Origin of the sequence: Streptomyces sp. NPDC002884 (genome assembly GCF_040295245.1) — a bacterium.
Taxonomy (GTDB): Bacteria; Actinomycetota; Actinomycetes; order Streptomycetales; family Streptomycetaceae; genus Streptomyces.
Genome location: NZ_JBEOVB010000077.1, coordinates 1 through 10199, shown reverse-complemented (window position 1 = coordinate 10199; position 10199 = coordinate 1). Strand labels below are relative to the sequence as shown.

Here is a 10199-nt window from a genome sequence, read left to right as displayed (position 1 = left end):
GACGGGTAGGCCAGCGCGCCCAACGTCAGGGCCAGCGCGCCCCCTACGACGACAGTGCCCAACATGTTCCGCGAAAGTTGCACCATTCCTCCTGCCCGTCAGGAAACCCGCCGACCTGCCACCGCCCGGTTGGGGCGGACGAAGTCAATTACGCGCGGCGTGCCGTTTGGGCTCACCAGACCCGACAGAAGATTCGTGGGCAGCGCACAGGAAGGCTCCAGCCCAGGTGCCAGGCGGTTGCCCGGCGTGAATGGCCTTGGTCAAGCAGCTCATGGACCAGGACGTGTCTGCCGCGGGCCGACCAGTGAGACAGCTCCCGGCAGTTACCGTGCCGACCTGAACATAGAAGCGCTCCGGCCGCTTGAACCGTCTCTATTGGCCAGCATCGGGGCCCAGAGGATGCCGCCGCAGCACGGGGCGGTCTTCGAGTGTCAGCAGACGTGATTGTTCCCGGCCTCTTGCACAATCTCCTCATGCAGCCGCTGCCGGTTCCCTGTCCCGCCCGTCTCATCCCGGACGCCTCCGGTTCCGATTCGTTCGACACGGCATACAGGCAGGCTATGGCGCACCGAGCCGTGTTCGTCGCCATCGAATCTGACGGTCCGCGGTGGACCGTGAAGGCGGACACGCTGACCGCCGGTCCCGGACACTCCGTCGACGACAGCGTGAACGCCGCTGTCCGGGCCGCGATCACCCGCCTGGTCCACAACCATGAGGTCGGTGCGGACGCCTACGCGGGACCGATCTACTTCATGATGCACAACGTGTCGAGCGAGGAGCGCGCCCGTGAACTCGCGGCCGCCCTCCACGCAGCCCTGCACGGAGACCTGGAACCTCTCCACCGCGCCGTGCCTCCCACGTCCTGACCTGAACGCGCGAGAACACAAACCGCGAGCCCCTGAACAAGGAGCACAGCTCAACGGCACCGACACAAGGTCGTGTCCTTGGCCGCCAGTTATCCGCCTTCTGGCGCCCCTGCGGAGTCAGTGGAAGCAGTCGAAGCCAGGCAGCGGTTCAGCCCCGGGGCGGGCGGGTGGCGGTGTCGAGGTAGAAGGCGTCGATGCTCTGGACGGCCTGCTCGAACTCCTCGAGGTTGACCGGCTTGGTCACATACGCGTTCGCATGGCTGCTGTACGCGCCGGTGACGTCCTCGGGAGCGGCGGAGGTGGTGAGCACGACCACGGGAATGGTCTGCAGGTTCTCGTCCGTCTTGAGGATCCGCAGGAGGTCGCGTCCGTTCATCCGGGGCATGTTCAGGTCCAGGACGATCAGGTCGGGGCGCGCGCTCGAGGGGGAACGCAGGTGTTCGAGTGCGGCAACTCCGTCGGTGACCTGGACCAGGTTGCGGGCTCCGCGCTCGGAGAGGGCTTCCTCGATGAGCAGGGCATCGGCCATGTCGTCTTCGACGAGGAGAACATCGAAGGGCCGTACGGGGGTGGTCATCATCGGATGCTCCAAAGGGGCTTCGTCGGAGTGGTGGAAGAGCCCCGGCCAGCGACGCCGGGCACCTTGGCGGGTCAGACCGCAGGCGGCACCGAGCTGCGGATAGCCGGCACCCGCACGGGCGGCGGACACGGCCGCCCCCTGCTGGAGGCGCTCGGCCGCCTGCTGGAGCTGGTCCAGCATCCACAGCAGGGCCAGGGCCTGCGCCTGTTCCCCTTCCGTCGAGGGCGGGACTTCTTCCTGCAGCTGGAGAGCAAGGCTCCTCGCAAGCCGGTCGACCGCCGCGTCCGCGACGGCAACCGTCTGTTCGGGGGTGGTCCGCACAACGAAGCTCTTGCCAGGCACATTGCGCACCATAGGCTGCGATCCGGCCCCACGACAACAACTGTTGTCGAACACCCTCTACAGTGGCCGCTGCCCCCGTAAGACCCAGGCGGCGATCACAGCGGAGGGGAACACGGCATGAGCGGGAACGCGAGACCGCCTGCACGGACGTCTTCGGCCTGGACGACGCGGCGGTGGCTGCGCGTCGGGGTGGCGGTCTCGCTGACGGTCCTCACACTCCTCGGGGCGGCGGGAGCGTGGGTGCTGGCCGAGACGGAATCGATCAGCAATGAACTTGTGGACGTGAAATCTCCTGCCCTGAGTACGTCGTTCCGACTGGAATCGGCGCTGCTGAACCAGGAGACCGGCATCCGCGGCTACGGCGCCACCGGCATCCCTGACTTCCTCGCCCCCTACCGGCAGGGGCTCACCGCCCAGACGACTCACACCGCCCGCCTGGCAGAGCTGCTCCACGATGACGCAGCCGGCCTGAAGGACCTCAAAGCCGTGCAGGACGCCGTGGAGACCTGGCAGGCAAAGATCGCCCGTCCGATCGCCGCTGCACCGGCCGGAACACCCTCACCGCTGACCACCGAACGCGCCACGCAGGGCAAGGAAGCCTTCGACGCACTGCGCGCTGTCCTGAGCAGCCAGCAGGAACGGCTGCGGACAGAGCGGGTGCAGGCGGTGGAAGACCTCTCTTCCACGATGGTGCTGCGCAACTGGGTGTTCACCGCGATCGCGGCCGTCATCGCCGCTCTCACCGTGCTGGTCTTCGAAGGACTGCGCCGGGGCATCACGACCCCCCTGGACCAGCTCGGGGCCGACGCCCGCACCATCGCCGGCGGCGACTTCGACCATCCCATCACCCCCACCGGACCCGCGGACCTGCGCCGGCTCAGCGCCGAGATCGACTTCATGCGCCGCCGCCTCGTGCGCGAACTTGCGTTCACCGAAGAGGCACGCGGCCGCCTCGACGCGCAGACCGCCGACCTGCAACGCTCCAATGCCGAGCTGGAGCAGTTCGCGTATGTGGCCTCCCACGACCTCCAGGAGCCGCTGCGCAAAGTCTCCAGCTTCACCCAGCTCCTCCAGCGCCGCTACGGCGGCCAGTTGGACGCCCGGGCCGACCAGTACATCGACTACGCGGTCGACGGCGCGAACCGCATGCAGATCCTCATCAACGACCTCCTCGACTTCTCCCGCGTCGGCCGCGTCCACCACGAGCTGAAGAGCGTCGACCTCGGCCAGGTGCTGACGCAGACTCTGTCCTCCCTCAGCGTGAGCATCGAGGAATCGGGGGCATCGATCACGCACGACCTGCTGCCGTCGCTGGTCGCCGACCCCAGCCAGATGGGCATGCTCTGGCAGAACCTGATCGGCAACGCCGTCAAATTCCACCGCCCCGACCAGGCACCCGAAATCCACATCTCTGCCACGCGCGAAGGCGTGCTGTGGCGGTTCTCGGTCACCGACAACGGCATCGGCATCGCCCCCGAGTACGCCGAGAAAGTGTTCGTGATCTTCCAGCGGCTCCACACCAAAGACGCCTACAACGGCAGCGGCATCGGCCTGGCCATGTGCAAGAAGATCGTCGAATTCCACGGCGGCACCATCGCCGTCGACCCCGACTACCAAGAGGGCGCCCGCATCACCTTCACCCTGGCCAGCGAACCCCCCGAGCTCACGGGTCCCTCCACCATGCCGGAAGCGACCCGCGCCGACACGGAGCCGGCACGGTGACCGCGCCCGCGGCCCACACCTCCGGCGGCGCCGCGCAAGACCCCGTCTACCGCGTCCTGCTCATCGAGGACGACCAGGCCGACGCGCTGCTCGTCGAGGAGCTCCTCCACGACACGGGACTGCGGTTCGAGCTGACCACGAGGACGACCCTCGCCGAAGCCCGCACCGACCTCTCTGCCCGAGCGATCGACTGCATCCTCCTCGACCTCCACCTGCCCGACGCCTCCGGCACCAAGGCCATCGCCGCCGTCCGCGAACTCGCCCCGCACACCGCCGTGATCGTCCTCACCGGCCTGTCCGAGACGCAGGCCGGAGCCGAGGCGATGGCCGCCGGCGCCCAGGACTACCTTGTCAAGGGCAAGGTCGAAGCCGACCTGCTGCACCGCACGGTCCGCTACGCCGTCTACCGCAGCCAGACCGAACGCGCGGCCGCCGAGGCCCAGAGGGCCCGCCTGCGCGCCGAGGAGAACACCCGCCTGGAACGGGGCCTGCTGCCCCAGCCCCTCCTCTCCACCTCCGCGGTCACGGTGACCACCCGCTACCTGCCCGGCGCCGAAAGGGCACTTCTGGGAGGGGACTTCCTCGACGTCGTCGAAGACGACGACCAGCTTTTGCACGCCGTGGTCGGCGACGTCAGCGGACACGGCCCCGACGCCGCCGCGCTCGGCGTCTGCCTGCGCATCGCATGGCGTGCCCTCGTCCTCGCCGGACACCACGGCCCCTGCTTGCTGCACCTCATGGAACGCATCCTGATCGCCGAACGCGGCCCGCAGCCCCTGTTCGCCACCTGCGCTCTCCTCACCCTCGACCAGAACGCCGCCACCGCCACGCTCTACCTGGCCGGCCACCACGAACCCCTCCTCACCACCGCCAAAGGCACCCGGGAACTCGCCGCCGCACACGGAGTGGCCCTGGGCATCGCCCCGCAGCTCGGTACCTGGCCCGCAACGGTGGTCCCGCTGCCGGCAGCCGGAGCACTGACCCTGTACACCGACGGCCTCACCGAAGGACACAACGGCCCGCACACCGAACGGCTCGGCGTCGAAGGCCTCCTCGCACTGATCCGCAGCCTGCCGCCGACAGACCCGGCCGCCCATGTCGACCGCCTCATCAAAGAGACCCAGGCACTGAACGCCGGGCGTCACACCGACGACCTCGCCGTACTCCGCCTCGACTGGGACAACCGGTAGACGCAGGCCCCTTCGGCTGTCCGCGTCTTCACGGAGCGAGGGCCTCAGCCGCCACAGCGTCTCAGGCTCTGCACCGGTGGCAGCCGCAATCTTGCTGGCCGTCTCAGGGATGTGTGGCGAAGTACCAGGCAGGGCCCGCGATTCCGTCAGAAGACACGGAACACCGCAGTGTGCAGATGCCCGCCATCTTCCTTGCGGGGAAGCATTGTGCTTCGGGGCGCTCCGCCTCGTCCCGACGCGGAGGGGTCGGCCAGCAGGGGCCAGTGCAGGAACGCGGCCATGGTGGCGGCATACGCGGGCCGGTCAGGGTTTGTGTTCGATCTCGGCCAGTCGTGCCTGCACCTGGTCTCCGAGTTCGCTCAGCAGGTCGAGCTGTTCCGGAGTGATGTGATCGATCAGCGCGTTGCGTACGTCGGCCACGTGGAGCGGCGCAGCCGCGTCGATGAGTGTGCGGCCCTGGTCGGTGATGACCACGACGGCGCCGCGCTGGTCGGTCTGGCAGCGCTCGCGGTGTACGAGTCCGCGCTTTTCCATGCGTGTCAGGTGCTGCGAGAGGCGGCTCTTCTCCCACCTCATGGCGCGGCCGAGGTCCATTGACCGCAGGCGTCCTTCCGGTGTCTCGGACAGGTGCGCCAGGACCTGGTAGTCGGCGCTGGAGAGCCCGCAGCGGGTGCGCAGCTGCCGCTCGATGTACTCCGACAGGCCGTCCTGCATGGCCATGAGGCCGCGCCAGGCCCGCTGCTCGCGTTCGTCCAGCCATCGGGGTCCGTCCGTGTCCATGGGTCCATCCTAGCGCTTGGTTGACACGTTAACCATTTGATGCCTACGGTCTGGTTAACACGTAAACCAAATTGGTGGGCGGGCGCACCGCGCCCAGCGCAGGAGCCGCCGGAACCGGCTGCCGGGCAAGGCAGCCGCGCCTCCCGCCTGAGCGGGCCGTCGGCCCGGATGGGAAACACGCATGTCTGCACAAACCCGGTACGCCATCGTGGGGACCGGAAACATCGGCTCGGCGCTGGCGCGCCTCTTCGCCAGGGCCGACATAGAGGTCGCCATCGCCAACACGCGAGGACCAGAATCGATCAAGGAACTGGCCGCCTCACTCGGCCCCGCCGTACACCCCGTGACACTCACCGAGGCCCTGGCGTGCGACGTCATCTTCATGGCGGTCCCGTTTCCCGCAGTGCAGGAGTTCGGCTCGGCGCTGCCCGACTGGAGCGGCAAGATCGTCGTCGACACCACCAATGCCCACTACACGCCGAACGCCGACGACATCCTCAAGGGGCGGCTGTCCTCCGACTTCGCCGCCGAGGTGCTGCCCGGCGCGCAGATCGTCAAGGCCTTCAACCACCTCCCCGCGAACACGCTCGCTGCGCAGGCACCCGCCGGGCAGGGCAAGCGGGTGCTCTTCATCTCCAGCAACTCCCACGCGGCCAGCACGGAGATTGCCGAGCTCGCCCAGGCACTCGGCCTGTCAGCCGTCGAGCTGGGCCGGATCGACGAGGGCGGACGCCTGATACAGGTTCCAGGCGTCCTGGTCCTCAGGAACCTCACCGAACAGCCGCTCACCTGACCAGATGTGACGCCAGGCCGACACTGCGAGGCAGCCGGCACCGGTCACACGGGCCAGCCTCCACGCACCCAGCGCCATGCGTCGACGCGCCTCGCGCCCGCGTGCCCCTCCTCATCCACATGCATGCACACTCAGCCGCACCCTGCGCCCGAGCGCGAATCCTCGGACCACTCCGATACCCATGTGCTGATTCAGGATTTCGCGGACGGTCTGAGATGTGTGACAGAAAGGTTCATACCCGTGTTCATCTCCGCCGCAGTGCTCAGCATGGTGCTCGCTGTCGTAGCCCTGGCCGCCGGATTGCCGAAGGCCCTGCTGAAGGGCAGCATCCCGACCCAGCTGCAAACGCCAGGAGGCCTCAGCGCACCCCTCGTCCGGCTCATCGGACTGGCCGAACTCGGTGCGGCCGCAGGACTGCTCACCGGCCTCTTCTGGCAGCCCATCGGCGTTGCCGCCGCCACGGGATTCGGCCTCCTGCTCGTCGGAGCCGTGCGCTTCCACGCGAAGGCCGGGGACTACGCCAACCCCGAGACCCGCGCCAATGCGATGGCACCCGCCGTCCTGACCGCCGTCGCCGTCGCCGCAGCCACCACCCTCGCCCTCTCGGCCTAGAGAAGAGCAGCAAGCAGTCGGCGCAGCTCGGCATATTTGCTGGAAGGCCGTGACGTGGCGCGCAACCAGAGTGCACGGGGGTGCCCGCTTACAGCGAAATGACGCGGGCAATATAGAAGCCCGCGACGATCACGGCGCCGGCGACGATCAGCCACGCCCAGATGCCGGGATGCTCCCACATGCCGCCATCGGGGCGTTCCTCGTGAGCCTCGGCTGTTGAGCCCTCGGCCGGCGGAGTCTCCTCAGGGGGTACGAGCGGGTCAGTCATGCTTTCAGGCTCATGCAGGTTCCCCGGGCACGCATCCGGTGACCGTCCTGGCCCCGGCCGGCGTGCCACAGTGGCGCTCCGGCGAGGGCACCAAGGACGAGCCCCCGTAGCGCCGCATGGTGAGGAGGGCCAGACCGTCGGGCGCGGAGAAACGCCGCCCACGGGGTGCCGGGTATCGGTTTGACGTGGCGCGTCGCTGCCATTCGTCTCCCCTACCGGACTCAGGCGGTGGGGCCGGGGAGGCCGCTTCTGCCGCCAGACCGCGGGCGCTGGTATCGGCCAGTCGGTAGGACATGCCCGCTACCGCGCCCTGACCGAGGGTCGACCTGGTCGGCGAGGATCCGGGAGCGGTCCAGGAGGAGGTCGACAGTGTGCCGTAAATGCCCGGCGATACTGTCGTCGTCCAAGGTCAGGGCGGCGCGGGTGGCGGCGACCACACCGCACGAGTCGGGGCCCCAGCACGATGACGGGCGAGCAGCCCAGCACACTCACGCCGTACTCGCTACTGCCCCGTACCTCCGCTCCGGCTATTGGCCTGCAGTACGGACCACGAACAGGTCACCCAGGCGCGGAGCACGGCGTCCTGCGCGGGTACGCCGGCCCGCGCCCTGCGGACGATCGTCGCCCTGGACGCGGGGCAGCCCGCGGAAGATCCATTTCCCGGAGACCTGTCTCTCGCTCTCCATCGGTGAGCGATGCGCATCAGGATGTCCGGGCGCAGGTTAACCAGGAGCTTGAGGGCCCCATGAACCATAGAGAGGGCTTCCCTTGGAAGGCTTGATCCTGATACGAAAGAGCCTGTTCCAAACAACAGAAAGCGCTTGCTAGACGAGAGTGGCAGGAGCCTGAAGTTCCAGCGGCCTGCTCTCGCATACTGTGTGAACGGAGAAGGTGTGGACATCGCTGTGAGTGCGGACGCTGGAACGTCCGGCAGCCCCTTGGTGCACTTCTGGAATCTCTGCGTGGGTGCCGGGCGGGCGAATGAAGGGCTTCGCGCGGGCTGGCTGGAGCAGTTGGACGCGGCTGTCCGGTCGTGCGGCTTCCGGTACGTCCGCTTCCACGGCCTCCTGCACGACGACATGTTCGTCTACCGGGAGGTGGACGGCAGCCCTGTGTACAACTTCCAGTACGTCGACGAACTGTTCGACCGCCTCCTGGATCTCGGTGTGAGGCCCTTCGTCGAACTGGGCTTCAGCCCCGGTGACCTGGCGGCCGAGCGGGACACGGTGTTCTGGTGGAAGGCGAACGGTTCTCCGCCGAAGGACCTCGCGAAATGGGGCGCCCTGATCTCTGCACTCGTCCGGCACTGGGTGGACCGCTACGGCATCGGCGAGGTCCGTCAGTGGTACTTCGAGGTGTGGAACGAGCCCAATCTTCGGCCGTTCTTCCAGGGAACACGCAGTGAGTACTTCGCGCTGTACTCGGCCACGGCAGCTGCCGTGAAGTCGGTCGATCCCAGTCTGAGAGTCGGCGGGCCGGCAACGAGCAACTTCGTCCCCGATGCCCGTTTCGCCGGGGAGACCGAGGACTTCGGCAGTCACGCGTCGACCGTCACCGCGCCCGACCTCGACGCACTGGACTGGCAGCCCGTCTGGCTGGCCGCATTCCTGGAGTATTGCCGCAGCACCGGCGCTCCCGTGGACTTCGTCTCCGCGCACCCCTACCCGACCGACTGGGCTCTGGACGATCTCGGCGAGACGGTGAAGCTGACCCGCGGTGTTGACGCCACCCGGCAGGACATTGCTCTGCTGCGCGAGATGGTCGATGCGAGTCCGTTCCCGGATGCTGAGATCCATCTGACGGAGTGGAGTTCCAGTCCTTCGCCACGTGACCACACCCACGACCACCTCCAGGCCGCGACGTTCGTGGTGAAGGCGAACCTGGAGTCCGCCGGGCTGGTGGACTCCCTGTCCTACTGGACGTTCACCGATGTGTTCGAGGAGAGCGGCGCGGGTGACACCGTCTTCCACGGCGGCTTCGGGATGATCAACTTTCAGGGTGTACCGAAGCCGACGTTCCACGCGTACCGGTTCCTCGGGAGCCTCGGTGACGAACTCCTCGCCCAGGAGCCGGGCGCCGTAGTCACTCGCCACAGCGTCAGCGGCGCGTTGACCACGCTCGCCTATCACTATCCGGCCGAGGTGACCACCGCCCCGCCGGCATCGTTCGGCGACCGGACGAACGCGGAGAAAACCCTGGCCACAGGGTCATCCCGCCGACTTGAGGTCGTCCTGACCGGGCTGAGCCCTCGCACCGCGTTCACCGTCGAGACTCTCGACCACGAGCACGGTAATACTCTCGCGCTGTGGCGGGACATGGGCTCGCCCGATCCCCTCAGCCGCGAACAGACCAGGCAGCTCACCCTGCGGGCAGGGCAACTGTCGCTGCGCACGGTCCTCGCCGACGCCCACGGAGTACTCCGCCTCGACGAGCCAATGGCACCGTGGAGCGTCGTTCTCATCCGTCAGCAGTGAGCCGACAATCGCCCCGTTCTCGAGGAAGCGGCTGCGGAAGGTACGGCTCATCAGGCAGACGAGACCGCGCAATCTGGCAGACCGTGGTCACCACCACGACAAGCGCTGCCCGCTGCTCTGGCAGTGCGGCCTTCGCCCAGTGGTGGGACGAGCGGGGCCAGGCACACGGGTTTGGCCTCGGCGTTTTCCGCTGGGTGGTCGGCAGGACGATGCACCTGGCTGCACTCCCGTAGTTGTCTCGAAGAACAGCTGGGAACGACGCGACGACATCCCCGAAGGCCGCAGCATCACCCCACAACCCCGCGCCTTTGTCAGGACATCTCAAACGGTGCGTCGGGCGTGGTGGCGGGCTTCCTGTAGTCGAACCTTCGACGGGAGGCGGTCCAGGCCTGCGGAGTCTCGTGCGTGTGCGAGGGCGTCCTGGCTCAGCTGTCCCAGAGTCCGCGCGGGATCCGCGTAGGGCTCCAGCATCAGCCGCACGCGTGCGGCGGGAGCAGTGCGTCGGCCCGTCAGCCGGACCTGAGCCCGCGAAACCCCGCCCAGGGCTTGCGCCTCTTCCTCGATCGCGTCCT

Annotated in this window: 10 protein-coding genes; 6 read left to right on the top strand and 4 right to left on the bottom strand. The window is 67.9% G+C overall.

Going from position 1 to position 10199, the window contains the following annotated elements:
- Positions 1-560 precede the first annotated feature (560 nt).
- Positions 561-866: a hypothetical protein gene (locus tag ABT070_RS45620; RefSeq protein ID WP_351769221.1), complete on the top strand. Its 306-nt coding sequence runs from the start codon at positions 561-563 to the stop codon at positions 864-866.
- A gap of 148 nt (positions 867-1014) precedes the next feature.
- Here the strand turns inward: ABT070_RS45620 and ABT070_RS45615 are convergent, their stop codons facing one another.
- Positions 1015-1788, bottom strand: a complete 774-nt coding sequence (locus ABT070_RS45615; protein ID WP_351769219.1) for a response regulator — start codon at positions 1786-1788, stop codon at positions 1015-1017.
- Between the two features lie 117 nt (positions 1789-1905).
- Between ABT070_RS45615 and ABT070_RS45610 the strand changes: the two genes are divergently transcribed.
- Both ABT070_RS45610 and ABT070_RS45605 read left to right on the top strand, forming a co-directional pair.
- Positions 1906-3510: a sensor histidine kinase gene (locus ABT070_RS45610; protein WP_351769217.1), complete on the top strand. Its 1605-nt coding sequence runs from the start codon at positions 1906-1908 to the stop codon at positions 3508-3510.
- Positions 3507-4700, top strand: a complete 1194-nt coding sequence (locus ABT070_RS45605) for a PP2C family protein-serine/threonine phosphatase (protein WP_351769215.1) — start codon at positions 3507-3509, stop codon at positions 4698-4700. Before ABT070_RS45610 ends, ABT070_RS45605 begins: the two co-directional genes overlap by 4 nt.
- A 303-nt stretch (positions 4701-5003) precedes the next feature.
- Here ABT070_RS45605 and ABT070_RS45600 read toward each other — a convergent pair whose 3' ends face one another.
- Positions 5004-5480 carry a MarR family winged helix-turn-helix transcriptional regulator gene (locus ABT070_RS45600; protein WP_351769213.1) on the bottom strand — a complete coding sequence of 159 codons (477 nt, stop codon included), beginning with the start codon at positions 5478-5480 and terminating at the stop codon, positions 5004-5006.
- A 181-nt stretch (positions 5481-5661) separates the two neighbouring features.
- Here ABT070_RS45600 and ABT070_RS45595 point away from each other — a divergent pair, with 181 nt between their 5' ends.
- Both ABT070_RS45595 and ABT070_RS45590 read left to right on the top strand, forming a co-directional pair.
- A complete protein-coding gene (locus tag ABT070_RS45595; protein WP_351769211.1) occupies positions 5662-6273 on the top strand; it encodes an NADPH-dependent F420 reductase in 612 nt (203 codons plus the stop codon).
- Positions 6274-6513: 240 nt separating this feature from the next.
- Positions 6514-6885, top strand: a complete 372-nt coding sequence (locus tag ABT070_RS45590) for a DoxX family protein (protein ID WP_351769209.1) — start codon at positions 6514-6516, stop codon at positions 6883-6885.
- 88 nt (positions 6886-6973) lie between these two features.
- Here the strand turns inward: ABT070_RS45590 and ABT070_RS45585 are convergent, their stop codons facing one another.
- Positions 6974-7153 (bottom strand): DUF6480 family protein, encoded by a 180-nt coding sequence (locus ABT070_RS45585; RefSeq protein WP_351769207.1) that lies wholly within the window; start codon positions 7151-7153, stop codon positions 6974-6976.
- A gap of 905 nt (positions 7154-8058) precedes the next feature.
- On the opposite strand from ABT070_RS45585, the gene ABT070_RS45580 reads away from it, so the two are divergent.
- A complete protein-coding gene (locus ABT070_RS45580) occupies positions 8059-9627 on the top strand; it encodes a GH39 family glycosyl hydrolase (RefSeq protein ID WP_351769205.1) in 1569 nt (522 codons plus the stop codon).
- A 321-nt stretch (positions 9628-9948) separates the two neighbouring features.
- Here ABT070_RS45580 and ABT070_RS45575 read toward each other — a convergent pair.
- Positions 9949-10199 (bottom strand): Asp23/Gls24 family envelope stress response protein (locus tag ABT070_RS45575; protein ID WP_502990209.1); only part of this gene is annotated, 251 nt, incomplete at its 5' end.

Excerpts from the sequence above, each read along its gene's own strand:
- ABT070_RS45620 (WP_351769221.1), top strand. The coding sequence starts at position 561 with ATGGCGCACCGAGCCGTGTTCGTCGCCATCGAATCTGACGGTCCGCGG.
- ABT070_RS45610 (WP_351769217.1), top strand. The coding sequence starts at position 1,906 with ATGAGCGGGAACGCGAGACCGCCTGCACGGACGTCTTCGGCCTGGACG.
- ABT070_RS45600 (WP_351769213.1), bottom strand. The coding sequence starts at position 5,480 with ATGGACACGGACGGACCCCGATGGCTGGACGAACGCGAGCAGCGGGCC.
- ABT070_RS45595 (WP_351769211.1), top strand. The coding sequence starts at position 5,662 with ATGTCTGCACAAACCCGGTACGCCATCGTGGGGACCGGAAACATCGGC.
- ABT070_RS45585 (WP_351769207.1), bottom strand. The coding sequence starts at position 7,153 with ATGACTGACCCGCTCGTACCCCCTGAGGAGACTCCGCCGGCCGAGGGC.